25 protein-coding genes are annotated in these 23,465 nt (G+C 53.5%); 13 read left to right on the top strand and 12 right to left on the bottom strand.

Features of this window, described 5'->3' with window-relative positions:
* Nucleotides 1-188 precede the first annotated feature (188 nt).
* The 6 genes from HCH_RS03785 (at nt 189) to HCH_RS03760 (ending at nt 6,402) form a co-directional block, all read left to right on the top strand.
* Nucleotides 189-887, top strand: coding sequence for a type IV pili methyl-accepting chemotaxis transducer N-terminal domain-containing protein (locus tag HCH_RS03785; protein WP_041598406.1), 699 nt, complete (start codon nt 189-191; stop codon nt 885-887).
* 384 nt (nt 888-1,271) lie between these two features.
* Complete coding sequence (locus tag HCH_RS03780; RefSeq protein WP_011394804.1) at nt 1,272-2,057, top strand: type IV pili methyl-accepting chemotaxis transducer N-terminal domain-containing protein; 786 nt, start codon at nt 1,272-1,274, stop codon at nt 2,055-2,057.
* A 168-nt stretch (nt 2,058-2,225) separates the two neighbouring features.
* Nucleotides 2,226-3,071 (top strand): alpha/beta hydrolase, encoded by an 846-nt coding sequence (locus HCH_RS03775; RefSeq protein ID WP_011394803.1) that lies wholly within the window; start codon nt 2,226-2,228, stop codon nt 3,069-3,071.
* Between the two features lie 192 nt (nt 3,072-3,263).
* Nucleotides 3,264-4,181: a hypothetical protein gene (locus HCH_RS03770; protein WP_011394802.1), complete on the top strand. Its 918-nt coding sequence runs from the start codon at nt 3,264-3,266 to the stop codon at nt 4,179-4,181.
* Between the two features lie 149 nt (nt 4,182-4,330).
* Nucleotides 4,331-5,602, top strand: coding sequence for a pectate lyase (locus tag HCH_RS03765; protein ID WP_011394801.1), 1,272 nt, complete (start codon nt 4,331-4,333; stop codon nt 5,600-5,602).
* Nucleotides 5,603-5,748: 146 nt separating this feature from the next.
* Nucleotides 5,749-6,402 carry an HAD family hydrolase gene (locus HCH_RS03760; protein ID WP_011394800.1) on the top strand — a complete coding sequence of 218 codons (654 nt, stop codon included), beginning with the start codon at nt 5,749-5,751 and terminating at the stop codon, nt 6,400-6,402.
* Between the two features lie 38 nt (nt 6,403-6,440).
* Here the strand turns inward: HCH_RS03760 and HCH_RS03755 are convergent, their stop codons facing one another.
* Together HCH_RS03755 and HCH_RS03750 are read right to left on the bottom strand one after the other, a co-directional pair.
* Nucleotides 6,441-6,665, bottom strand: coding sequence for a hypothetical protein (locus HCH_RS03755; RefSeq protein ID WP_011394799.1), 225 nt, complete (start codon nt 6,663-6,665; stop codon nt 6,441-6,443).
* A 132-nt stretch (nt 6,666-6,797) separates the two neighbouring features.
* Nucleotides 6,798-9,092 carry a M4 family metallopeptidase gene (locus tag HCH_RS03750; RefSeq protein ID WP_011394798.1) on the bottom strand — a complete coding sequence of 765 codons (2,295 nt, stop codon included), beginning with the start codon at nt 9,090-9,092 and terminating at the stop codon, nt 6,798-6,800.
* Nucleotides 9,093-9,357: 265 nt separating this feature from the next.
* On the opposite strand from HCH_RS03750, the gene HCH_RS03745 reads away from it, so the two are divergent.
* A complete protein-coding gene (locus HCH_RS03745) occupies nt 9,358-10,386 on the top strand; it encodes an AraC family transcriptional regulator (protein ID WP_041598405.1) in 1,029 nt (342 codons plus the stop codon).
* A gap of 6 nt (nt 10,387-10,392) precedes the next feature.
* On the opposite strand, the gene HCH_RS03740 is transcribed toward HCH_RS03745, so the two are convergent.
* Nucleotides 10,393-10,644 (bottom strand): hypothetical protein, encoded by a 252-nt coding sequence (locus tag HCH_RS03740; RefSeq protein WP_011394796.1) that lies wholly within the window; start codon nt 10,642-10,644, stop codon nt 10,393-10,395.
* 332 nt (nt 10,645-10,976) lie between these two features.
* Between HCH_RS03740 and HCH_RS03735 the strand changes: the two genes are divergently transcribed.
* The 5 genes from HCH_RS03735 (at nt 10,977) to HCH_RS34970 (ending at nt 13,813) form a co-directional block, all read left to right on the top strand.
* Nucleotides 10,977-11,651 carry an esterase/lipase family protein gene (locus HCH_RS03735; RefSeq protein ID WP_041598404.1) on the top strand — a complete coding sequence of 225 codons (675 nt, stop codon included), beginning with the start codon at nt 10,977-10,979 and terminating at the stop codon, nt 11,649-11,651.
* A 34-nt stretch (nt 11,652-11,685) separates the two neighbouring features.
* Complete coding sequence (locus tag HCH_RS03730; RefSeq protein ID WP_011394794.1) at nt 11,686-12,561, top strand: SGNH/GDSL hydrolase family protein; 876 nt, start codon at nt 11,686-11,688, stop codon at nt 12,559-12,561.
* Nucleotides 12,562-12,650: 89 nt separating this feature from the next.
* A complete protein-coding gene (locus HCH_RS03725) occupies nt 12,651-13,106 on the top strand; it encodes a thioesterase family protein (RefSeq protein ID WP_011394793.1) in 456 nt (151 codons plus the stop codon).
* A 13-nt stretch (nt 13,107-13,119) separates the two neighbouring features.
* The gene (locus tag HCH_RS32095) at nt 13,120-13,548 is read left to right on the top strand and encodes a hypothetical protein (protein ID WP_011394792.1); all 429 of its coding nucleotides are present in this window, start codon (nt 13,120-13,122) and stop codon (nt 13,546-13,548) included.
* A gap of 136 nt (nt 13,549-13,684) precedes the next feature.
* Nucleotides 13,685-13,813, top strand: a complete 129-nt coding sequence (locus HCH_RS34970) for a hypothetical protein (protein WP_274377832.1) — start codon at nt 13,685-13,687, stop codon at nt 13,811-13,813.
* Here the strand turns inward: HCH_RS34970 and HCH_RS03710 are convergent.
* The 5 genes from HCH_RS03710 to HCH_RS03690 form a co-directional block, all read right to left on the bottom strand.
* On the bottom strand, nt 13,802-14,677 hold the full coding sequence (locus HCH_RS03710; RefSeq protein WP_011394790.1) for an ABC transporter substrate-binding protein: 876 nt from the start codon (nt 14,675-14,677) through the stop codon (nt 13,802-13,804). The genes HCH_RS34970 and HCH_RS03710 overlap by 12 nt on opposite strands.
* Before the next feature lie 162 nt (nt 14,678-14,839).
* On the bottom strand, nt 14,840-15,553 hold the full coding sequence (locus HCH_RS03705) for a glycine-rich domain-containing protein (protein ID WP_238384965.1): 714 nt from the start codon (nt 15,551-15,553) through the stop codon (nt 14,840-14,842).
* Nucleotides 15,554-15,664: 111 nt separating this feature from the next.
* Nucleotides 15,665-16,876 carry an Ig-like domain-containing protein gene (locus HCH_RS03700; protein ID WP_011394788.1) on the bottom strand — a complete coding sequence of 404 codons (1,212 nt, stop codon included), beginning with the start codon at nt 16,874-16,876 and terminating at the stop codon, nt 15,665-15,667.
* Complete coding sequence (locus HCH_RS03695; RefSeq protein ID WP_011394787.1) at nt 16,866-17,381, bottom strand: outer membrane beta-barrel protein; 516 nt, start codon at nt 17,379-17,381, stop codon at nt 16,866-16,868. The genes HCH_RS03700 and HCH_RS03695 overlap by 11 nt, the downstream gene beginning before the upstream one ends.
* A 365-nt stretch (nt 17,382-17,746) precedes the next feature.
* Nucleotides 17,747-18,325, bottom strand: coding sequence for an HD domain-containing protein (locus HCH_RS03690; RefSeq protein WP_011394786.1), 579 nt, complete (start codon nt 18,323-18,325; stop codon nt 17,747-17,749).
* A 383-nt stretch (nt 18,326-18,708) separates the two neighbouring features.
* On the opposite strand from HCH_RS03690, the gene HCH_RS03685 reads away from it, so the two are divergent.
* Nucleotides 18,709-19,797: a beta-galactosidase gene (locus tag HCH_RS03685; RefSeq protein ID WP_011394785.1), complete on the top strand. Its 1,089-nt coding sequence runs from the start codon at nt 18,709-18,711 to the stop codon at nt 19,795-19,797.
* A 188-nt stretch (nt 19,798-19,985) separates the two neighbouring features.
* Here HCH_RS03685 and HCH_RS03680 read toward each other — a convergent pair whose 3' ends face one another.
* The 4 genes from HCH_RS03680 to panB form a co-directional block, all read right to left on the bottom strand.
* A complete protein-coding gene (locus HCH_RS03680; RefSeq protein WP_011394784.1) occupies nt 19,986-20,873 on the bottom strand; it encodes a transporter substrate-binding domain-containing protein in 888 nt (295 codons plus the stop codon).
* A gap of 188 nt (nt 20,874-21,061) precedes the next feature.
* The gene (locus HCH_RS03675) at nt 21,062-21,571 is read right to left on the bottom strand and encodes an endonuclease V (RefSeq protein ID WP_011394783.1); all 510 of its coding nucleotides are present in this window, start codon (nt 21,569-21,571) and stop codon (nt 21,062-21,064) included.
* Complete coding sequence (locus HCH_RS03670) at nt 21,568-22,140, bottom strand: 3'-5' exonuclease (RefSeq protein WP_011394782.1); 573 nt, start codon at nt 22,138-22,140, stop codon at nt 21,568-21,570. The genes HCH_RS03675 and HCH_RS03670 overlap by 4 nt, the downstream gene beginning before the upstream one ends.
* A 100-nt stretch (nt 22,141-22,240) precedes the next feature.
* Nucleotides 22,241-23,077, bottom strand: a complete 837-nt coding sequence (gene panB, locus HCH_RS03665) for a 3-methyl-2-oxobutanoate hydroxymethyltransferase (protein ID WP_011394781.1) — start codon at nt 23,075-23,077, stop codon at nt 22,241-22,243.
* Between the last annotated feature and the right edge of the window lie 388 nt (nt 23,078-23,465).

Below are 23,465 nucleotides of genomic sequence, written 5' to 3'. Positions count from 1 at the left end.
CTATTGACTTCGTAAATTACTTATATGTCAAAAGCCATTTGGCGCTTGATTTTTGATCTAAATCCTTCAATATGCACGCCATTTTTAGCACTAGGTAAACTTTAATGCAGTCGTTCAGAAAGATTTGTTTCTTACTTGTCACACTTACCGCATTCGGCGCAGGCCTGGCTCGCGCGGAAATATCGAGCATGGACCAGGCTCTGGACATCGCCGGTCAACAAAGAATGTTGAGCCAAAGAATTGTTAAAGCATATTTATTGATTGGTCAGGATATTCTTCCCGACAAATCCGCAATTCAATTACATGACAGTGTGGCGCAATTTGAATCTCAACTGACCGACCTGGAAGGCTATTTAAAAGCGGGTGAAATGGCGCGGGATTTGAAATCCGTACGTAAAGAGTGGGCCGCATTCCGTAAGCTGGCGACCGCCGCTCCCAACCAGGAAAATGCGGCGAAGTTGATCGAGCAAAGTGAAGAGCTTCTGAGTCTGACTCAGGGCGTCACCAGCAACCTGGAAAAACAAGTCGCCAGCACCAAAGGTCATTTGATCAATATTTCCAACGAACAAGGCATGTTGTCCCAGAAAATCGCCATGTACTACTCCGCTATGAGTTGGAATCTGGGCGTCGCCGATCTGGAAAACGATTTTAAAGCCGCCGTCAAAAAATACGACTCCGGCTTGAGCGAGCTGCGCAAAGCGGACGCCAACAGCGAAGAGATCAACAAAGCGCTGGATAAAGTTATTTCACAGTGGTCCTTCTCTCACTCTGGTTTCGAGAAAATGGACGGACAGGACTTCGTGCCTTTCGTTATCGCTATGACCACTGAAAGTATGTTGAAAAGCATGCGCAAGATTTCCGACATGTACGCAGGTCTGAAAAGCTGATCCGCAAGGATTGAACCCTTAAACCGAGTACCCGATTTATTCGTCTTCTTCGTTTAGTGCGGCGCAAGCCGCACTCTTTTTTTCCGCTTATTCAGCCTCTTTTTCCCTCTTGCAGTCAGCCGGCGCAGTTCGCCATACCTCCTCCCTTCCATCCTCCTCCGCAGAGTGACTCATTCTCCCTTTCCCCCCTGGTTCTGACAGTTTTCTCCCTCTTCCCAGAATCGCTCTTTGTCTATACCCCAAAATTTCCGGTTCATTTGGCGCCTAACTTGCGCCAGATCAGCGATGCGTTAACTACCTATCCAGTTATCACGCCGTAACCATCTGATATTTATGGAATTTAAATTAGACTGCACCAGATTGAATCACATGAGGTAAATGCATATGCGCCATATAAGGAACTTGAGTCTGCTTCTTTTCTCCCTGTTTGCACTATCCTGGAGCCACATTGCCACCGCAGACATTACCGACCTGGACGAAGCCATTAACAAGGCTGGGCGCCAACGTATGCTGAGTCAGCGAATCGTAAAGTCCTACCTGCTCATAGGTCAGGATATTCAGCCGGATAAGTCCTCAAGCCAGCTCACAGAAAGCGTCGCCTTATTTGAGCAGCAATTGGGAGAACTGGAGTCCTACACCAAGACGCCGCAAATATCTGGACAGCTAAAGTCCGTGCGCAAGGAGTGGAAGGAGTTCCGCAAGTTGGCGACGGAGAAACCTTCAAAAGACAAAGCCGTTGAACTGATCAGCGCTGGAGAGCGCGTTCTCGCTCTCAGCAACAAAGTCGTGCAGTCACTGGAGCAGCAGTCGGGGAATCCCAAAAATAAAATGATCAACCTCGCCGGACGTCAACGGATGTTGTCCCAGCGCATCGCGCTCTATTACTCCGCGCTGAGCTGGAATCTGGATCAGGCGGATCTGCAAAGAAGCTTCGCCCAGGCGGTCCAGGAATATGACGAGGCGTTACATGAGCTCCGTCAGGCGAAAATCAACAGCCAGGACATCAACGCCGCGTTGGACAAAGTGATTTCCCAGTGGAGCTTCTCCCGCTCCGGATTCCAATTGATGCAGGGCCAAAGTTTTGTACCTTTCATCATCGCCACCACCACAGAAGGCATGCTGAAGAATATGGAGACCATCACAGGTCTTTATGAAAGCCTGCAAAGCTGAATATCCGTCCATTCTCTGGCGCAGCTGAATGCTGCGCCTTCTCTGAACCGCTTTCTGATAGAACAGGTTTTCGATAGGATCACACATGAGCCTCCTTGATCCCGTCACGTCACGAACGTTTCGGCGCCAATGTGGACATCTATTTCTGCTGCGAAGTAATCCTGCCCCATGAAAAAATTCAGAAGACGCATCGCTTTCGCCTCAGGCGCACTGGTTCTTGCTCTCGCGGCAGTGTGGGGCGCAGGAGGGGCGTTATCCGCGTCCGTTAATCACCACATCGCTCCACCGCCGCCGGCGCTCAATGCGCAAACAGTGCAGTTTGACGGCGTCAGCGGCTGGTATGCGCCTGCCGCCGGCCAGCAATGCGCCCTGCTTTTACATGGCGTACGTTCTGACCGCACCAGCATGATCAAACGCGCCTTGTTCCTTCAGAAATCAGGATATTCCTCTTTGCTGATAGATCTTCAGGGCCACGGCGAAACACAGGGAGAGCAAATCACGTTTGGCTACCGGGAGTCCGACAACGTCAAGTCCGCCATCGCCTATTTACGCACGCAACGCCAATGCGCCAAGGTCGCAATCATTGGCGTCTCACTTGGCGGCGCTGCGAGTTTGTTGGGACAGTCCCCCGCATCTGCGGACGTTTATGTTCTGGAAGCCGTTTATCCGAACATCGAACAAGCCGTCAGTAATCGACTTTCGATGCGACTTGGCGCTCTGGGAGAATGGTTGACGCCATTATTGACCGCACAAATTCCTTTGCGATTGGGAGTCAGCCTGGATGAGCTGAGACCGGAATTCGCCATCAAACATATCACAGCCCCAGTCCTGATCATCACCGGAACGGAAGATCAGCACACCACCTTGACGGAGTCCCAGCATCTATTCGACAACGCTCCGGAACCCAAGTTTCTGTGGCTGGTAAAGGGCGCCCATCATCAGGATTTTCACGAGTACGCCCCGGAGGAATATGAAAGCCGGGTAACTCGCTTTCTTGAGCAAAGCCTGTATTAATCAGGCAGTCGAAGGGCGCGCTTTCCTATGAAGTAAAGGCTGTACCCGCCCTTGGCTATACATCTGCGCACTCAAGCAGTCTATTCCCTTTACCCGGTATCACAGCCTGACCAGATTAACTAATATTCATTGCACCCAGCGCCAATTGCTCAATAAACAACCGGAAAATTAATAAATACAGGAGTCATGGATATGATCAGATTCCCAGCAGGCATGTCAGCATGCGCACTCCTTTGCGCCAGCGCAGCTATTTACCTGTGGGTTGAAAACAATCATCTGAAATCTGATTTCGCCCTGGAAAGAAAACGTTTTCAAGATCAGATCCAGCAACAAAGCGCTCGTTATCAAGAAACGATCGCCGCTTTCAACGCGTATCTGCAAAGCCCGGCACAGCATAGGGACATACCGCCATCACTGGTTGGGCAGGGCGTCTCCGCCGATGCACAGCAACGCTCGCTGCAACCGACCTTCCCGGTTGACCCCGCGACCCGCCAGCTACTCGACGCAGAGGCGCGCAGTCTGCAAAAGGCGGTCAGCGAAAAATACCGCGCCCTGCTTACCGAAACTTCGCTCAATACCGCCGACACAGAACAGCTACTAAGCCTGCTGAGAGAACGTGAGCGCCTCACCGCCCTCCCTACAGAGAATTACTTCACCGATTCTGAGCAAGCGACGGAGCATATGGTGTTGCGCGATCAAGCCCTGGCCGACCTTGATCAGCGCATCGTCGAGCTGCTGGATGGCGAAAGCGCGCGTCTGTTTGAGCTCACCAGAAACTCTGAGTTTGAACAACACCAGCTGCGAGAGATTACCGACAAATTAAGCGTCAACAGCCCTCTCAGTCCTGATCAGGAACGCACCCTGCTCCTGACCAAACTCAGACACAAAGTGGCTTTTGAGGAGGCGATGCAGAGTTACGCCCTCACTCAGACAGACAAACGCGCTCTGGCGAATGAGGCAGTCAAAGCGCTGAACCGCTACCGCGATGACTACCTACAGGAAGCATCCGCCTACCTCAGTGAAGATCAAATGACGGCGGTGACGGATTACGAAGCGTTGAGCTTCGAGGAAATGGAAGACAGTCTGCTCGCCTCTCTGCAGGCGCAATAAGCAGCCTTCTTTTCACGTTATGCAGACGGCGAAAGGAGGTGACGCCAACAACGCCCATGCGGCGGCTCCCCTATCTGGAAAACCAATAAAAACACGCAAGACGCCTTCGTCTTCAGGGTAAATAAAAAATCGAAAATACGGAGAACACGATGTTTCGTAAATTAACGTTAGGCTTGGCTTTGCTTGCCTCAGCAACGAGCATTCAAGCCGCCGCCAATAGACCCAATGGGTTCACCACAATTTGCAAAAGCGGCCAAACCTGCATGGTGGCCAGCCCTACCCAAGTGGCTTTTGGCGCAGCCGGCAAGTTCGTCAAAAAAACACTAAGCGGCGCTTTTTCCTGCGATGTCGCCACGTTCGGAAGCGATCCCAATCCAGCCAAGTCGGTAAAGGAGTGTTCCGTTCCTGACAACGCCGCCATTCCCGGAAATGGCGGCGGCGACGGCGCTGTGACCGTCACATTGCAAGCCGACGCCGGCGACGGCGAGGTAGAGCTGTCCTGGAGCGCCACAGGAGCTCTGCGCAACGTGCAAGTGATGCGGGACACGGACGCCAATCCTATTGGTCGTCAACGCATCGCCAGACTCGCGGGCGACGCTCGCACCTTCCGCGACGCAAAGGCCAATAACGGAACCTCCTACTGGTATTGGATCAAATACACCGACGCCAAGGGCGTCGTCGCCAGTTCCACCGCACAATTCGCACAACCACTACGCGATTCCAGCAGCGCCGACGAATGTTTCGCCGGAGCCGTCATTAAGAATAAGAGTGTGGACTGCGGCGGAAGGACGATCGGACTCTCCTGCAACAAGGATAGCGAACATCAACCACCGGTGCTTACCCTTATCAATGCGAGCGTAAAGAACCTGCGCATCTCCGCCAACGGCGGTTCTGACGGCATTCATTGCACCAGCGGCGACTGCACTTTGGAAAACGTAGTGTGGGAGGACGTCTGTGAAGACGCAGCCACCCACTCTTCGGAAGGCGGGACCATGACCATCATTGGGGGCTGGGCTTACAACAGTAATAACGGCCCCGGCGGCAAACCGGACAAAATCTTCCAACATAACTCCAGGCACAGCACGACTATCATCAAAGGCGGCTTCACCGTCAAAGGCGACAACGGCAAGCTATGGCGTTCTTGCGGCGATTGTAAAAACAATGGCGGTCCCCGCCACCTGGTTGTGGAAGATGTCTTTATTGAAGGAACGCTTTCCAGCGGGCTCGCCGGCGTCAACAGCAACTACAACGACACCGCCACCATTCGCAACCTGAAAGTCAAAAACTACAAAGCCGGCAAACCCAAAATTTGCGTCGAATACGAAGGCGTCAAGAAGGGAGAAGGCAAATCCGAGAAGAAAGGCGAATTCTGGAACACCGCCAGCTGTCAAGTGGATCAGTCAGACGTTTTCAGCTACTGATTCCCCGCCTCCGTTTATCAAAATGGTTTCTCCTAACTGGGGAAGCCATTTCTATTCCCTGCCTAGACACACGTATAAATGCCGTTAGGGCCATCCGCCCGGTATACTGTCCGAACGCCTTACCTCTTATCACCCTGGAACAATGCATGCAGAAGTATATGTACGACGCTGTTATTTTTGACTGCGACGGCGTGCTGGTGGATACCGAGCGCCTGACCAATGAAGTATTCATGAGCCTGTTGGCGGAGCAGGGCTTACATTTGACCCATATGGAGATGCATACCCATTTCACCGGGCAAACCACTGAGGTTAACCTGGTTACCGCAGCGACGCTGTTAGGCCGGGCGCTGCCGGAGGACACCCATCACCGTTTGCGCGCTGGTTTCTGGGAAGCCATGCACACAGGGCTGACCACAGTCCCGTTCGTCGAGGAAACCTTGCAGGCCATCCGCCTGCCCAAAGCCATGGCCACTAACGCCTTGCGCGAAGACATGGACTTCAAGTTGAGCCAGACCGGCCTGCATGCGTATTTCGATCACTGTTTCTGCGTCGAAGATGTTGAGAACCCCAAGCCGGCGCCGGACATCTATCTGCGCGCAGCCTCCGCCCTGGGAGCGGCGCCTGAGCGCTGCGTGGTGGTGGAGGACTCCACAGCAGGCATCACCGCCGCTGTGGCCGCAGGTATGACGGTGTACGCCTATAGTGCGGACATGGATGCGGAAAAACAAAAGGCCGCGGGTGCGGCCTTATGCTTTCATGACATGAGAGAACTGGTCCATTTACTGAGCCGGCGGCCATAACGCAATCCGGGCGGCCACTGGCTCATTACGCGCCTGCCTCAGGCGCTTTCCAACGCTAATAGATTCAGAGGCATGCCCACCTCTGCTTCTATTTTTTTGTACTCCTCCTCCAAATAATGAAGAAGGTGATTCAAACTCACCAAATACTCGAAGTGACTTTCCGAATCGTTTAAGAAGCCGCCGTCCATAATCGCGCGATTGAATTGAATCGCATCCGATATGGCTTGCAGAAGAATGGGAGCAAGTTCATTTCTGATATTCATTTTGATTTTGTCTCTATACTGCCGCGTTGTTATTTTTGAGGGAGGCAGTCTCCTCCGGGCTGAAGTCCCGACGCCGCGTTAGAAGTCCCAACAGCGCCGGAAATAAAGGGGCGCATAGCGCGCCCATGCAGATTACCTCAGCGTGATTTCGTCAATCGCGTACCAACGACCGTAGTTGCCGTAGCGCATGGTGACCAGCACATACTGCGAGTTGGCTTGCAGCGGAATATCCGCAGCGCCGGAACGGTATTGTCTGACGCGTTGCGCACGTACCCACTGACCATTCTGCCAGACATAGATGTCATAGGAGCCGGCGAAGTTGCCGCCATCCCAGTTGATCGTCATGCCGGACATGCTTCTGGCGCCGCCCAGATCCAACATCACCCACTGTTGCTGATAGCTGTTGTAGATGGTGGATGACACCCAAGGCGTAGACAGAGAGCCGTCATGCAGATTGGAAGGCAGGTATCTGTTGCTATAGGTGCTGGAGGCCTTCGCGCTGGAAATCGAAACGGAGCCAGTATCGCCGCCGTTATCTCCACCGTCGTCCCCGCCGTCATCTCCGCCATTGTCATCTCCGCCGTCATCGCCGCCATCATCACAAGGCGTCCAGCTGCCCTGCACTTTTACAGCGTCGAAAGACTCATGAATGGAATGCCACTCCTGAGAACACTCGCCGTACAGCGTTTCCGCAGACTGCGCCAGACGCGTCCGCGCAGAGGCAAAGTTGGTGGATGCGGTGAACAGGTTGGTGTTGGCGTGGTAGTAGATTTCCAGCGCCTTCTCCATGCCAATACCGGTCACCCGGTTGGTGGTTTTTCCACGAGGATGCACGCCGCCTTCGGACAGCAGGTAGAACGCCAGGTTCATGATGCCGCTGTTAAGGTGAACGCCGCCGTTGTCTTGCGTGCCGGTATAGCGAGAGTCGTAGCTGTCGCGGCTCTGCCCGTCCGCCACAGGGTCGCTCATGTCGCGCATCATGCTGCCGTTCGGAGAAGCTTTCTCACCCAGAGTCCAGTTGCTGCGCTGCGGTTTCAGGCCGCCGGACGGCTTGCTGTTCGCGCTGCCGCCGGACATCACGTAAGTTTCAGCGCCTGCGCCGAAGATATCAGATAACGCTTCGTTGATGGCGCCGGACTCATTACGATAAGTCAGGTTGCTTTCAGAGAAGGTCACGCCGTGAGTCAACTCATGCGCCACGATATCCAGCGCGCCGGCGGGATTCTGCAGCATGCTGCCGCCTTCGCCGTAAATCATCTGCTCGCCGTTAAAGTAAGCGTTGTCGCCGGAGCAGCCGCCATTCGGCGTTGTGAACATGGCGTGTACGGTGCTGACCATTTTCTTGCCGCGGCCGTCATAAGAGTCGCGGTTGAACATGTTGTCGTAGAACCAGTAGGTATAGCCGGAGTTGTCATAAGCGGCTTTGGCGTGCTCATCGGCGTTGGGAGACACTTCCCGCCCAGGCAGGATGTTGCTGCCCCAGTTAGGATCGAAACACTGACGATCGATGGAGTGAACGCTGCGCGATAACGCCGAATAGAAGCGCGGCAGTTTATCCACGATTTTTCCACTGTTGGCGTCAACGAAGATTTCATCTACGCGATAGCCTTCGTCAGTGGTGATGTATTCCACGACGGAACGCCAGGTCAGGACCGGACCATCCGCTTCGGATACATAAATCTGCAGGCTGGGGTCTTCGCGGAACCTGGGCTCGCCCCTCAGGGTGTCGCGCATACTGTCGACCGCTTTGTTGAACGCCACCTGGCCATTTAACCCAGGATTAACGTCCAATTGGATGCCAGGCTCGAATTCACCGGCCACCAGACTGATTTCGTCTTTGCTGGACGCCTGCACCACAGTTTCACGACCATGCACAGGCACGCCGTTATATTCCTGGGTGAATTTGTAATAGACGTTGCCTTCATCGTCGCGCTTGGAGGTTTTCAACTCCAGATCATCGTTTTCACTGATATTAAGCAACTGCTTGCCGCCCATCATGACCGCCTGCTTGGCCATATTGGCGTCGCTGGCCACCAGCGACTGTCCGCCGGCCGGTTTGAGATGGAAAGGCGCGCCTACGCCAGCCGTGCGCTCGCCCTGAAATAGGTCAGCGCCGGCCGCAGGGGGCGAAAACTGTGCATTGGGGGATTGATAACCCGTATCCGCCTGATCGTTAAGATTGGCTACAAAGTCCTCAACATCCGCCATGCTGGGCGCATCGCCTGCTGTTTTCGCAGCAGCGCCGGGCGCACCCGCTGGAGCGGCGGCGGAAGTCATAGCCGTCGCCGTTGCGAGTGACTGACTGGACTGTTGAGCGTTATCCACCGACGCCGACATAGCGTCCGACGATCCATCGCCTAACTGGTGGTATAAGGCGTAGCTGCCTGTCATGGCGGCCATGACAGCTACTAAAAGCTTTAATTTCACGAGTAGTTCCCCTCTCTTGTTTCTATCATTTTGATTTTTTTGGAGCAGAACATCCTAACTATTGAGAATCCATTCGACATGTCATTGCGCGCTATTTATCTGTCACTTGCTGCCATTTTTTTAACAGTGTGAAGTACGCCTATTTCGTTAGGTTATTTGGCCGAGTTTTCCCTGGCCCTTGATTTGCTATATTCGAATGCGCGTGGGCGGCGACCCTGCGGCAGGCAAGTTATTTCGCCAAGTCTATGGAAGAGAAACTACTCTTATGACGCCACAACTGGACGAACCCTTCATCATCGCCAACTGGGTGAAAATGTGTCTGGACGCCTTTGAAAAGCAAGGGCTGGACGCCTATGATTTAATGCAGTCAGCGCAACTCTGCGCCTCCGAATTGCAATCTCCCCTCGCCCCCGTGCGCACCGACAAGATCAACGCTTTATTCGACGCCGTCATCGCTGCGACGCAATGCGAAAGCATAGGCATCGACGCTGGCAAAAACATCAGTCTCACCACCTTTCACGCTCTGGGCTATGCGGTGATCGCCAGTCAGTCATTATGGGAGGGGTTTTCACGGGTTATTCGTTATAACTACGGCATTTCCAATGTCACCCGCCTGTATCTGCAGACCAATGGGGACGAGGTGGAGTTAGGCGTGGTGAGAGAGGGCGACGCGCCCGTGCATGACGCCATTCTGGACGCCGCCGCCTGCATGATGGTGCGCATCTGCCGCTTTCTGACGCCACAGGGAACGGATCTGTTGCGCGTCTCCATGGGCCGCGACAAACCGGCGGACTATGAAAACTATGAGCGCTATTTTCGCAGTCCAGTAAGCTGGGGCGACAGTCGCTACCGTTTGATCTTCAGCCGCAACTACTTTCATTGCCGTCTGCCTAACGCCGATGTGCTGCTGGCGAATGAAAACGAACGCCTTTGCGAAATATACTTTGGACGTCTGTTCAACAGGAAACTGACCCAGCGGGTGCGCTCGCTGCTGCGCCAGACTATGGCGACGGAAGAAACTTCTTTGCAGAAAGTGGCGCAGACGCTGCACTTGAGTGAACGCTCATTGCAGCGCCATCTCAGTCAGGAGGGCACCAACTTCCGTGAGCTGGTGGATGAAGTGCGGCAGGAAATTGCGGAGCGTTATCTGAAATCCTCTTCCATGAGCATCTCCCAAATCGCATACAGTCTGGGGTTTAACGACGCCGGCAATTTCAGCCGCGCCTTCAAACGCTGGTTTTCCTGCTCGCCGGAGACTTACCGGCAGAGCCTGCAGGAGTCTCCGTTACTGTAAACAAAGTCAGGCGGTGTCCGCATGCGCAGTCGTCTCCTGTTTCGCCCACTTACTGGCGGCGCGCCAATTCATTGAGAGGAAAACCGCATTCGCCAGGAAAATGGCGGTGCTTTGCCCCATTATCCCGACCATCATCCATCCCACATTGGCCAGCATCATCAGCCAGAACCCAGCTTTATTCTTGTTGCCGATTTGCCATACTGCGACAAACGTCAGCAGCATGGCGATCCAGTCAACACCATAAAATCGCATATCCATCTCAGCCCCCTGCTTAAAGCCCCTTGCATACGAGATAGTTCATTCATAAATTCGCTTTATTTGTTTAATTATTAAGCGAAAATTCCCTGTGGATAGCATCCAACGCGTTAGCTAACCTTAGCTATTGTCTAGTATAGATGATTGCCCGCGCGGAGTGTGTTTTCAATTGTTTTAGCTTGTCCCTTATCAATTCACGCCCAACGCCAGCGCCTTGCCTGGTACTGAAAAACGCAACTGGTAGATTTGTTTGGCGCTACGTTACTCCCTAGGGCGCCCCTATGCACATCTACAACACTAGACTCCATAACCCCGTCTCACAGTGGAGCTCCAACATGAATCATCAATATCGTCCCATAACGCGACAGCCGGTTGTGCTATTGCACGGATTAGCGCGCACGTCGCGTAGCCTGAACCGTATGCAACGCTATCTCGACGCCCAGGGATTCGAGACGTTCAACCTGAATTACCCTTCCACGCGTCTCTCCCTGGAGTCACTGGTGACGCAACATCTCTATCCTGCTTTACTTGCTCGCTTCGGCGCCAACAGCTCCCCGCTCCACTTCGTCACACACTCCATGGGCGGTATCCTGGTCAGGGTTTTAAGTGCATTAAAGCCTGACATTTCCATAGGTCGGGTCGTTATGCTCAGCCCACCTAATCAGGGCAGCGAAGTGGTCGACAAACTGGGAGGTCTGATGCTCTTTAAACTGCTTAACGGCCCGGCGGGCGGGCAACTGGGCGCTCTAGACAATAAGTTACTGCAAAATCTGGGCTCTCCCGACTTTGAATGTGGCGTCATCACCGGCGACCGCTCCGTAAATCCCCTGCTCTCGCTCATGATTAATGGCCCCAATGACGGTAAAGTGTCGGTTGAGCGGGCGAAACTAACAGGCATGAGAGACTTCCTGACGCTCCCCGCTTCGCATCCGTTTATCATGCGCAACCAGACTGCGCTGGAACAAACCCTGCATTTCCTGCGGGAGGGACGCTTTCAAGCAAAGCGCTGAATCATAAGGAACATAAGGACAGGCAATACAGGTCATGGCGAGACAGATAGGACAACACTACATCAGCGGAAACTTGAACGAGTTTATCGACAGCGTCAGGCGGGGACTGCGGCGCGAGTATCCGAACATCCTGCTGGAGGGGGACTCCTGGTTTGATTACCCGGGACGCGGTTGGGGCGCCTTGAACGCTCCCAATAATATTTTCGAGGCGATCGCTATGCTGGACCCACTGGGCGCCAATTGGCTGGACCTCGCCATCTCCGGCGCCACCACCCTGCAGATGCAACCGCATTTACAACACTATCGCAGACTGAAACACGCCCATGTCCGACTGGATTACGTCTTTATCAGCGCAGGCGGCAATGACATATTCGCCAACCTGGCGCCAATACTCGTTCCTTACGAACCGGGTTTAACGATGCAGCAATCCCTGCGACAAGATATTCTCAATACCGTATTGAGCAGCATCACGGAGTTCTACAAGAGAAGTCTGGAAATGCGCGATCTTTACCATCCTCACGCCACAGTCGTGAGCCATGGCTACAGTGCGCCGCTGAGTCGGGAGCGAGGATGGAAGCTGTTTTTATACCTGCGCTCAGGCCCCTGGATTTCTTCCGTGTTCGAGCTGCATGGATATCCGTCCATTGATGAGTCGCCACTGCGTCATGACATCATCCGCACCATCCATGGACGTCTGTCCAACGCCATAGCCGAAACGCTCGCCCAGCATGAAAATACGTTGTTTTATGATGCGCAGACACGCCGCTTGAATCTGGCCGGCAAAAAATTCTGGGCGGATGAAATTCACCTGTCCGCCATGGGTTATAAAAACTTCGGCGCAGACTTCATCCGGTTTCTGGAGGAGAATCAGGACTACGCCTGGCGACGGAAACAGACTATAAAAGCCTAATGTCAACAGACCTTTATGTCTCATAGGGCGAACCCCGGCGATTTTGCTTTAATGAGATATTCCGCCCAACACGGTGAAAGGCGCATTGCATGGACAAAGCACAGCTGATAGAAACGATTACCGCTTATTTTAACGAGCATATCCCCTTCAACCGGCTGGTCGGCATCAAAGTCCGAGAGGTCAGCAAAGAGAAAGTGGTGCTGGGACTGGAAATGAAGCCGGAGCTGGTCGGCAATACGTTTCAAAACATCCTTCATGGCGGCGTCACTGCAACGTTGCTGGATGTCGCCGGCGGGTTGGTGGCGACAATCAGCATCATCGAGCGTCTAACGGAGATTGACCCGAAAGAAGTGCAGCGCAAACTGCGCAGGCTCGGCACAATAGATATGCGGGTGGATTATCTGCGCCCCGGGCGCGGCGCGTTTTTCGTCGCCTCCGCCAGCGTCATTCGCCACGGCCAGTCGATAGCAGTGACGCGCATGGAGCTGATCAATGACCGGGAGCAAACTATTGCACTGGGCACTGCGACATACACGGTATCCTAAGGAGACTTTCAGGATGAACCTCAAACCTGCAGCGCTGTTGTGCTGTCTGTTATCCCCCTCCGCTTTCGGCGGCGAAACCGCCAAAGACTTTCTCGGAGATTTTGTCATCGGCGCGTATCAACTCATCGGCAAGGCGCCAGACTCCACCAGCACCTATCAGGGAGCGCTGCAAATTTATTCTGAGAACCACCAACTCAAGATTAAGCGTGAAATCGACGGGGCGGTGATATTCGGCGAGGCCGCCATTGAAGAAGCCGCGCATGGCGAAGCCACTGTGCTGCGCATGCGCTTCAAGGAAAATAACGTTGCCTACGAGAGCACTTGCCTGGTGCAAAGCGACCTCGATAATTACGCCCGCATCAGTTGCCATCTGTATCAGGCGAATAACGAGAGCAAGAGTTCCGGCCTGGAAGCTCTCTTTATCGACCACCATAAGCTCTGATTTTGTTTGTCGTTGGACGTCAGTCGTTCTGCAGGGACTATACACAGGTCACTTTTTGCTAACGCTGAGAGCGACCTCCCCGTCACGATGGAAATGCTCAACGATGCAGGCGTGTAAAAATGGAAGCAAAACAGCAGTGAAGCAAACTTTACTGGATATTCTCGATACGGACCGCCACAAGCTTGAGATTCGTAGCGGCTCCCTGCAATCCAGGCTGCGTTCACTACACGAGAAGCCCTATGAAGAGCTACCGCTATTCGACTGACGGCGCGCCTTCATTCAAAGGCGATTCCGGTAGCCACCAGTGGGTGTCTGGAGCTTCCGTTCCGGCAGGGAGGGTGGGGTTTTGCAATAAAAATACACGCCGTTGCGGCAACTGCGCGCGATTTAAAAATGACTGATGATGCGTCAGGAACAGTTGCTCGAAGGAGCCGTCTTCCAGCGCTGCATTGAGCCCTTTTTCAATCAATCGCGCCAGGGTTTCGTCTCCTTTACCGACAAAGAAATACACAGGATAGGGATAATACAGCGCCAGCGTGGGCTCCACCGCCAGATCGGGATATTGCGCCTGACGCTCCTCCAGCTCTTTCCAGGCTTCGTTCAACCCTCTGGGAAAATAGTCGAAGCGCATCTCCATCAGCATGTCGAATAAAAGTCCATATTGAGGGGAGTCCTCCACCTTAAGGCGGTTACCGCGCAAGATATCAATATCGCTCCACTGCGCGCCGAAGCCTGCGACAAAACGATCGCGCAGGTCATCCAGGCTCTTTACCAGACTCAATGCAGGAAGACTGTGTTTATGCGCCAAAAATACGCGATAGCCCAGGATTCCTCGCAGAATGGGGATTTTCACCGCTCGAAAGCGCCGCTCCAGATCAACGGTGGTAGGCAGGAACGCTACATCCAGCTGACCTCGTTCCAGTAAAGCCAACCCTCTTGCAGCAGTAACATTGTCCTGCAGGGGACGCAGCATGAATTCGTTGCCTACCCCCGCCTTTAACAGCGCCAATTGCAGCAACTGAATGCGATATTCGTAGCGACTGTCTTTTTGATAATAACGGAGAGGACGTTGATCCGCGCAGGCGGAAACCGCAATCAACATCAGCCACAAGCCACACAACAGCTTCATACCCTGATCCCGTATTCAATGAGGCGATACGCCTGGGCGGCGACAAGCCTCTGAAGACAGGGGCTGACATAAGTCGCAGCGCCTGTCGTTTGTGGACAAATAGGAAAACGCTATTCGTCCGCGAGATTATTAGGGAAATACTAGCAGGGATGAAGCGTTGTATCAGTCTCCGCCGCCACAGCCTCCGCCGCAGCTGCTCCCACAACTGCTGCCGCTGTCGCTGTCATTATCATTGTAACGACGACTAGAGGAACTACCGCCCCAATCGCCAGCGCAGTCGCTGGAGCAACTAGAACTGGAACCAGAACACCCTATATTAGACGCGCAGTGGTCATTGCGCCCGGTACAGTCCAGCGAATAGTAAAAGCCATCAGGAATCTTCAATTCCGCATCCAGAGCGAACAGAATGGGCAAAGCCCTGGGCCGCAGAGGATCAATGTTTTCCCTTAAACAGCTCAAGCGCCAGGCCAGTTTCACCCCATCCTGTATATTTGCAGGTTTGCCCATACCTTCCGCTGGCGTGTGGTGCAAAAAGCGCCCAAAAGCTTCGTCACAGAATTTTTCATAACGACGGGTGAATAAAATAAATTCGTGCCAAGCGACATCCACCACCTGCGACGGCATGGATACCATTCTTCCATTCGCCATGCGACAAATATGGAAGTATTCACGCAAACCAGTAAGCACCTTCTCGACTTGGGCTGGAGTCAAATGCGGGTATTTCCTGGCGATGCGCCGATCAATGGTGGGAGGAAAACGATAGTTATCGATAAATCGAACGCGTCTATTGCGCACCGCTTTACGGTATTGCTGATAACCGTAATAGGTAACGCCAGCCAGGACAGCGAGTGCAACAACAATAATGAGATAATTCAAGGCAGCCTCCTTAACAACGCCGGCGCCCATTATCCACATCATTACCCTACCCGAAAAGAGAAAGGGGCGATAAATTGCCCCTTTTACAAATAGTTAGACAACAACTATCAACTATTTCTCAATATTAATGGTCAACGATTTTGAATTGTCGTCATATTCAGCTCTAACGGTAATAGAAGTACCACTGTAACCGCTGAAGTCATTCTTCATCGTGAGCTTGCCATCGCCATTAATATCGGCGATTTCGTCGCCGGTAGTAATTTCCCAGTCCGCTTTAGAAGAGATATTGGTCTTGGTGTTGTCAGTGTAGACCTCATAGAAGCTCAACTGCCGCACTTCACCTTCCTCCAGAGCCGTGTCGCCTTTGAGATCCGACAATTCATACTCGGAAATCTCCAATACTTTCACTGTCGTATCCGCGGTAAGTCCACCGCAAGCTGCGGTGACAGTTGTTTCGCCCGTGGACACGCCTGTGACTTTACCGTCATCCACCGTGGCCACGCCCGTGTTGCCGATGGTCCAGGAGGAGTTGGAGGTAATGCCGACGTTGTTGGTTCCATCGCTGTAGTCGCCGCTGACGGTCAATGTGGCGCTACCAGACTTGCTGACTGAAATCTCACTGCCTTCGTTGATCTTCAAAGACGCCAGCGTATCGTTGACCGTGACAGGCAGCGCCGCAGAAGCAACAGTTCCTCGACTAACCGTCACATTTACATTACCGCTGTTATGCGTCACCAATGCACTGCTGTCGCTGTTAATCGTGGCCACGGCGCTATCACTGCTGGTCCAGGACAACCCGGACACCATTGGACGTTGAGAGCCGTCGGTATAGGTTCCAGTTGCGCTCAGGGTCAGGCTACGGCACTCATCCACCTCAGAGCCGCTCGCGCTCGCTTCAATACTGGACAATGTGGCGTCGGAAACAGTGACCGTCAGCTCTGCGCTGAGATTCACCAATGACGCTGTAATCACCACATCTTCATTGCCGACCGGAGTCCCGGTCTTCATCTTGCCGGCATCGTCGACTGTCGCCAGTGAGCTATCACTGGTGGACCATTTCACTTTGCTGGTTATATCCTGCGTGGAGCCGTTATTCAGCTCCGCCACCACTTTCAGTTGCCAGCTTTCATTGGGTTCAAACAGCGCTTTGTCGGAAGTGGAGGTCAGAGTCAGGCTCTTGGCGTCCAGCTTGCCTGCATCGACAGCATCATTCAACGCATCGGTATCGCCACTCCCACCCCCGCATGCGGACAACAATGCGGAACACAGCGCCAACGCAGCGAAACTCGCTACAAGGCGGGTTTTCCTGATATTAGAAATCATATTGCAATCCCAGACCAAAGTTTCTGATCTTCACGCCATCATCTTCAAATACATGATAGTAGCCAGCGGACAGCTTTACGCTGGGATAGGCTTTGAGCGGTTCTTCCAATCTGATCGCCAGGCTGGTCCCGTCGAATGACAAGTCGGAGCTTACACCACCGACCTCTGTCGCCAGCTCGGTGGATACATAGCCCACGCCCAATGTCGCCAGGGTGTCGCCGCTGAGTACGCCCGTGTATGTCAAATAACCGCCCGCCATGCTGCTCAGCTCCATATTGACGTTCGCTTCTTCAGCGTCTGTTACGCCCGCCGAGAATAAAGCTTCCAGACCAACGCCGTTTTCAAGACGTCCGCCCAGACGAACATTGGCCGCAGGGATGTAAAATTTCTCAGAGGAGGCTTTCACCATCGCGACGCCGCCATCCGCTCCCACATACCAGGTTTCCGCCAGCACCGGCGCAGAGAAACAGGCCAAGCAAATGAAGGTACAAGTTATTTGACGCATTAGACTTCTTTCCGTGATTGGTTTTGGGCAGTGCAAAGACTGCAGAAAAGTAAGGTTATATTAGGGAAATCAACCTGCTATTGCTAATTACAAAAACCGGCTTAAACAAGTTGTAATAATGGACTGGGGGGGGCAGGGGAAAAATCAGGACTTGAGGTTAACCGCCTGAGGCGCACAATGCGTCGCCGACAGGCGGCAATATAGCACCGGGTTTATCAGTAAGTACTATAGGTGGGCATAAATTACCTTGAATGCCGCTTAACGTCCAGCGTAAAACCTCATGCCATTTGGCCTAGCCGATTAGGGAAAATATTATTTCACCTGTATCTCAATAGCGATCTATTCGCCTGTTTTAAAACAGGTTTTCAGCCTAAAAAGCCCATTTGACGAGACTCATACAAGCGGCGACTGATCATCTCCCACAGCTCAGCGTTGAAGTCGGCCAGAATGCCCGTTTTCGAAAGCACCTGCTCCAGACGCACGCCATTCTCCACCCAACTCTGACAACCGTTATTCAGGTTGATCAACACCGGCATCAACCTATCCATGGCGTAAGCGTAGCGGGACTCCGGAGTCCGCCTCTCTTCATATTCCAGCCACAACGCTTTGAACTCGTCCCCCACTTGCGGCGGCAGCATCCCGAATATCCGTTCCGCCGCCTTCATTTCATTTTCTGTATCCGCATGGGCCGCGGAGAAGATAAACTTATCGCCAGCGTCAATTTCCACTACGTCATGCAATAACAGCATGCGCACGACTCGATTAATGTCCACCTTCTCCTTTGCATAGCCCTCCAGGGACATCGCCAGCACCGCGATTTGCCAACTGTGCTCAGCCGAATTCTCACGGCGGTCGGTTCCAATCACTTTGGTCATGCGATTGACGCTTTTCAGCTTTTCCAGTTCGATGATGAAACTGAAAATCTTCTCCAGCTCTACTTTCATGAATGCCATTTCCTCGTCACTTTCATCTTAGGCGGCCGTTAACGCGGCGGAGTATATCCCTTTAACGGCATAGCAGACACCATAACAAGCGTAACGATCACATTGCAGATGTGCGGCAAGTCCCATTTCCGGGGTTTCACAACAGAAATATATTCTTAAATTTCACATACATACAGATACATACCCGGTCAAAACCATTACCTTGCGTTGGCTTATGGTAACCCCCCGGCAGGCACTTCACAGTTTTACGGAAACGGCCTTTAACCCCTCCTGCATGATGCCTATTCTGCGCCCAACGAATGAGCTGAGCGGTACTTTCGAGAGTTATTAACCCGATTATCCATCGTCCCATTCATGGGCTGAACATAAGCAGGTATAGCATCATGTCCAAGGAGTTCTTCACCATCCGTTCACACACACTCTCTTCTATCCGCAACAACTGGAAAGCGGCTTTAAATTCTTTGCTCTTCAGCGGCGCCATCGTCGCTTCCGGCGCAGTCTCCAGCACAGTCAACGCCATGCAGAGCCCAAACCTGTCTGGGATTTACTGTAGCTGCAGTCCGACCACTGAGCGCAACTCTTCTATCTTCCATAACGCGGGTGAAATCGAGTACATGGACGGCGTACTGGTGCGCATCAGCTGGGCCCTGCTGGAGCCAACGCCCGGGGTATACGACTGGAGCCGCCTGGACAGCCAGTTGGCGAAAGCGCAACAGGAAGGCGTGAAAGTCGCGCTGGCGATTACCAACGGAGCGGAAGCGCCGTTATGGCTTAAAGCGCAGGGCGCGCAAACGCTGGATTATCTGTTCCGCGCCGTTTACCCCAAGAGCATGCCCCTGCCCTGGGACAGCGTTTTCCTGGACCGCTATACACAGTTTATCGACGCGCTGGGACAACGCTACGACGGCAACCCCAATATTGAGCTGGTGCACATGACCAACTCCACCACCAACGGCTTCGAGATGCAGTACTTCTTCGACCGTGACACGGAAAGCCGTTTCAGATCCATGGGCTTCTCCAACGAGGTGCTGGTGGAATCCTGGAAGCACATCATGGACGCCTACGATGCGGCCTTCCCCACCACCAAACTGGACGTGGAAATACATCCTGTATTCCGCAGCCCGGTAGTGGCTCAGGAAGTCGCCGCCTACGGCCACGCCAGCATCGGTTCAAGATTTGGTTTATTCGCCGCGTGGTTCAGCGAGGAGAACGCCATGAACGCCTATCCAGAGATGTACAACCTGCTGGTGTCAGCGCAGGCGACCAGCTTCGCAGCGGTGCAGATCGTCGGCACGGCGTCGTCCGACCGCGCTAACATCCAACTCACTGAAGAAGAGTTGCTCGGCTCCATTCAGTTCGCCCTGGATTCCGGCTTCAGCTATATCGAAATCTGGGCGGCTGACCTGAAGAGCGACGCATTGAGCGACGACCTGACGCTCGTGCACACCAGTATCGAACTGGCGTCAGAGTAACTCCCCATTCGGCGAGGCTTGCCGAACCTCTCTCCCCACACACAAGGAATTAGTGACCATGGCGACCTGTAAACACACAGGGAACGGGATCATTTTGTCCCGACAACAAGACGCCGGTCCTCTTCAGGGCCGGCGTCCCTGCGCCGACAATGAGTGAAACTCACTCGCCGCTGAAGTCGCCAGTCAGATTACCGGGAATGGTTCTTCACATAGGCTTCCACGTCAAACCAGAGCGACTTGTCGTCCAACGGCGTTTGAGCGGTCAACAGCGGGTTGTGTAACTGGAAGATGCGTCGATGTTTGAAGTCCACCGCCTGCAGCGCGCGGCGATGAGGCTCAAATCCATATAGCAGACGTTCAAATTTGCCATTATCAATGGCTTTGCGCAGACCCAGACGCAACCTCTCCGCCAAATCCGCGTCTTCGCGCCGTACAAAGAAGTAAACCGCCGTTGGGTAATGCAGCAGAATACTCTCCTCCACCATCAGGCTATCCTGGTCGAGCGCCACCAATTCATCCCAGGCCTCCAGCACACTGCGCGGGAAATAATCGAATCCCCCCTGCGCCAGCAGTTTAAACAGCCCCTTGTACCAGGAACTGGCGTTGAGCCGGTAGCCATTAGCTTGCAGGATTTGCGTATCCGGCCAGTCGTGGCCCTGATAAGCCAACAGCGTCTTAAGCTGCTCAGGCTCGGTGATCGCGTTAAACTTGAAGCGGTCCTCCTTGCGAATGACCAGCACGCGATACCCAATCAGCCCCTGCATCAGAGGTATCCTGATCGCGTGGTAATTGGTTTCCCTCTCCTCCGAGGTCATGGACCAGACCACATCGACGAGTCCCTCCTGCAGACTTTTAAAAGCCCGTCCCTGCGACATCGGCGCCTGAATCTGCTTCATTTCATATGGCCCCACGTCCGATGCGGACTCTTCCAGCGTCAGATGCAGCAGGCCAATGAAATAATTTTTACGAATATCGCCAACGTCTTCCGGCCCCACATGGCGCACCACCACAGGTTCCGCGCCGGCGGCGGATATGGCAAGGCAACCGCTAAGACAAAGACATAACAGATAACGCACGTGGCTCCCCGCTCTGCGGCTCGCCCGCAAAGCTCTGTCACCCGTCCCGAATTATTAATCAGGCAGTCAAATAGCTTCCTTCTATTTGTCTGCAACGACAGGGCCTGCCCAGTGACCTGCGCTGGATATCGTCTCAACAAGTCACAGGCATTATTTTTCAGTATAGAACAGCGGGAGAAATACTCTCGTTATGGACGCCAGGAGCCCCGACACAGCTGGTCGACCCGCTTGAGAAGGGTGGGAATACGGTGTTTCCCGTGCATTGCAAGAATCCAGTCCCGAGCCTGCGTCAATGGGACGCCTACACCGGAAACATAGAGGGGTTTGAGGCTGTCGCCTCGAAGGATTTCGCGATCCGGCGGCGTATCCAGAAAGGCTTTTTTCGCCACGCCAATGATCGGTATGCGTTGTTGCAGAGCATTATATAAGTGCATGCCAAGACCGGGGCGATCATCCGCACCCAGTGTGACATAGCCATCCACGACAATGAGATCCACGGATTCGTGAATAGCGTCCAGCAACTGCAGGATGCAAGGCAGCTCACGCTTATAGAATTGGCCAGGCTCATAGTCCTGCACCTCACTGACATGCGTCAGTACCGCTCGCGCCGGCTCCGGGTCACTCCAGTCTTCGAACAGAACGCCCGCGACGGTCGCGCCGCCACCGTCTTCGTATTGTACGTCTACAGCTAGAATCAATGTTTCACCTTTTCTGGACCGACGATGTAAGGCATCAGTTTCGCCATATTGCGGGCGTCGTCAATACCACGGTGATGGGAGCCTTCCAGGGACAAACCGGCAACGCGCAAGGCTCCCGCCATGCCATACTTTTTCTTGAGCCCTTGCGTCGCGGAGAACTGTTTCTTGATATTCAGATGCCCGCTGGCGAAGGGATAGGCGATCCGATGAAATTGGCAGTCCTGCTCGAACTGGCCTTTATCGTAATCGCCCCAGGAGCAAAACAGATAATTGGGGTAATGGCGCATCCAGCCTTGCAGGGACTCGATAGCTTCTGGATAAGTCGGCGCGCTGTCGACCTGTGTTTGCTTGATAGTAGTCAGTTCACGACAGAAGTCCGTTAACTGCGGGTGTCGCACTGGACGGATAAAGGTTTGGAGCTCATCGACCACCGCCAGGGACATTGCGTCCACCATCACTGCGCCGATTTCAATAGTCTCCATTTCCCTGCGGGGCACGGAGCCCTGATCGCAGCAGGTGGCTTCCAGATCAATGATCAGGTAGTAGTCAGGTTTTGTAGGTAAATCCATATTTATACTTCTTCAATAATTTCCAACCTCTGAGATAAGACCGTCGCATGAAGCAAAGACGCAAATGGCGACGGCCTTATCTTCGGATTGTGGCGAGGAGTCAGCCTCCATCGCTGTTCTTGCGGACTCCGAAACAGTGTTCCATTGCAGGGAACTCGCCGGAGCGCACTTCGTGGGCGTACCTGGAGAAAGCCTCTTTAATGGGTTGGCTTAAGTCCACGTAGCGTTTGGCGAATTTGGGCGTATAGCCCGAAAACAGGCCCAGTATATCCTCGGTCACCAACACCTGGCCATCGCATTCCGGGGAGGCGCCGATGCCAACAGTGGGAATAGTGACGGCCGCCGTCACCTTGCGCGCCGCCTCTTCAAACGCGCCCTCCACCAATAACGCGAATGCGCCCGCTTCTTCAAAGGCCCGCCCCAGTTTGATGAACGCGTTGATTTCTTCCTCGGTGCGAATCTGCGCCTTGAATCCGCCCTGCACATTGGCGTGCTGTGGCGTGAGGCCGATGTGCGGCATTACCGGGATACCCCGGCGCACCAGAAAATCAACGGTTTCCAGCAACTCGGCGCCGCCCTCCATTTTCACGCCCTGCGCCTGCGTCTCCACCAGAACTCTGGCCGCGTTACGGTAAGCCTGCTGTGGCGACTCCTGAAAGCTTCCGAACGGCATATCGACGATCACACAGGCCTTGCTGACTCCCCGCGTCACCGCCGCGCCGTGGTTGATCATCATGTCCAGGGTGACGGACATAGTGGAGTTAAAGCCATAGGCCACCATACCGGTGGAGTCGCCGACGATAATCAGGTCCACGAACTCATCCATCATTTGCGCCATCGGCGTTGTGTAAGCTGTCAGGGAAACAATGCTTCCCTTACCTTTCATAGACCGTATTTGCGGAATAGTGATGCGCTTTCTGTCAACGTGCGTGCTCATAAACCCTCCCAGGTCCGTCGCCTTTGCTTGTTCAGTATTTTCAGCTATTAATATGGCAATGATATTGGCATGTTAATCATCAGGCGCTTTGTCCGCCTGATTAATCGTTGCATGGGATGGTTGTTTTTATTTGGGCAAAACTATAACCAATTATTATGTTTTCCCCAATAACATTAACCGCATCAGCTCAAGCATCGCAGTCATTCTGAAAGCGAGCCCGGCGATACATGCTAAGCTAGAATCTAAGGCTTGTTGATGATCCAAAGACGCCACCAAGCCTGCGGCGAGAAAGATGTCTCCCCAAGGAAATAGCGGCCGTCCCCAGACATTTAAAAGCGCTGGACGGCCTGACGCCCGGCGCCGAACTCAATGTAGCGGAACTCTTGGA

The sequence above is a fragment of the Hahella chejuensis KCTC 2396 genome (genome assembly GCF_000012985.1).
Taxonomy (GTDB): Bacteria; Pseudomonadota; Gammaproteobacteria; order Pseudomonadales; family Oleiphilaceae; genus Hahella; species Hahella chejuensis.
Note: the sequence above shows the minus strand (reverse complement) of the source record. Positions and strands in the feature narration are given on the sequence as shown.

Excerpts from the sequence above, each read along its gene's own strand:
- HCH_RS03785 (WP_041598406.1), top strand. The coding sequence starts at position 189 with ATGGACCAGGCTCTGGACATCGCCGGTCAACAAAGAATGTTGAGCCAA.
- HCH_RS03700 (WP_011394788.1), bottom strand. The coding sequence starts at position 16,876 with ATGATTTCTAATATCAGGAAAACCCGCCTTGTAGCGAGTTTCGCTGCG.
- HCH_RS03755 (WP_011394799.1), bottom strand. The coding sequence starts at position 6,665 with ATGAATATCAGAAATGAACTTGCTCCCATTCTTCTGCAAGCCATATCG.
- HCH_RS03725 (WP_011394793.1), top strand. The coding sequence starts at position 12,651 with ATGGACAAAGCACAGCTGATAGAAACGATTACCGCTTATTTTAACGAG.
- HCH_RS32095 (WP_011394792.1), top strand. The coding sequence starts at position 13,120 with ATGAACCTCAAACCTGCAGCGCTGTTGTGCTGTCTGTTATCCCCCTCC.
- HCH_RS03760 (WP_011394800.1), top strand. The coding sequence starts at position 5,749 with ATGCAGAAGTATATGTACGACGCTGTTATTTTTGACTGCGACGGCGTG.
- HCH_RS03745 (WP_041598405.1), top strand. The coding sequence starts at position 9,358 with ATGACGCCACAACTGGACGAACCCTTCATCATCGCCAACTGGGTGAAA.
- HCH_RS03735 (WP_041598404.1), top strand. The coding sequence starts at position 10,977 with ATGAATCATCAATATCGTCCCATAACGCGACAGCCGGTTGTGCTATTG.
- HCH_RS03775 (WP_011394803.1), top strand. The coding sequence starts at position 2,226 with ATGAAAAAATTCAGAAGACGCATCGCTTTCGCCTCAGGCGCACTGGTT.
- HCH_RS03765 (WP_011394801.1), top strand. The coding sequence starts at position 4,331 with ATGTTTCGTAAATTAACGTTAGGCTTGGCTTTGCTTGCCTCAGCAACG.
- HCH_RS03770 (WP_011394802.1), top strand. The coding sequence starts at position 3,264 with ATGATCAGATTCCCAGCAGGCATGTCAGCATGCGCACTCCTTTGCGCC.
- panB (WP_011394781.1), bottom strand. The coding sequence starts at position 23,077 with ATGAGCACGCACGTTGACAGAAAGCGCATCACTATTCCGCAAATACGG.
- HCH_RS03695 (WP_011394787.1), bottom strand. The coding sequence starts at position 17,381 with ATGCGTCAAATAACTTGTACCTTCATTTGCTTGGCCTGTTTCTCTGCG.
- HCH_RS03740 (WP_011394796.1), bottom strand. The coding sequence starts at position 10,644 with ATGGATATGCGATTTTATGGTGTTGACTGGATCGCCATGCTGCTGACG.
- HCH_RS03780 (WP_011394804.1), top strand. The coding sequence starts at position 1,272 with ATGCGCCATATAAGGAACTTGAGTCTGCTTCTTTTCTCCCTGTTTGCA.
- HCH_RS03690 (WP_011394786.1), bottom strand. The coding sequence starts at position 18,325 with ATGAAAGTAGAGCTGGAGAAGATTTTCAGTTTCATCATCGAACTGGAA.
- HCH_RS03710 (WP_011394790.1), bottom strand. The coding sequence starts at position 14,677 with ATGAAGCTGTTGTGTGGCTTGTGGCTGATGTTGATTGCGGTTTCCGCC.
- HCH_RS03670 (WP_011394782.1), bottom strand. The coding sequence starts at position 22,140 with ATGGATTTACCTACAAAACCTGACTACTACCTGATCATTGATCTGGAA.
- HCH_RS03730 (WP_011394794.1), top strand. The coding sequence starts at position 11,686 with ATGGCGAGACAGATAGGACAACACTACATCAGCGGAAACTTGAACGAG.
- HCH_RS03685 (WP_011394785.1), top strand. The coding sequence starts at position 18,709 with ATGTCCAAGGAGTTCTTCACCATCCGTTCACACACACTCTCTTCTATC.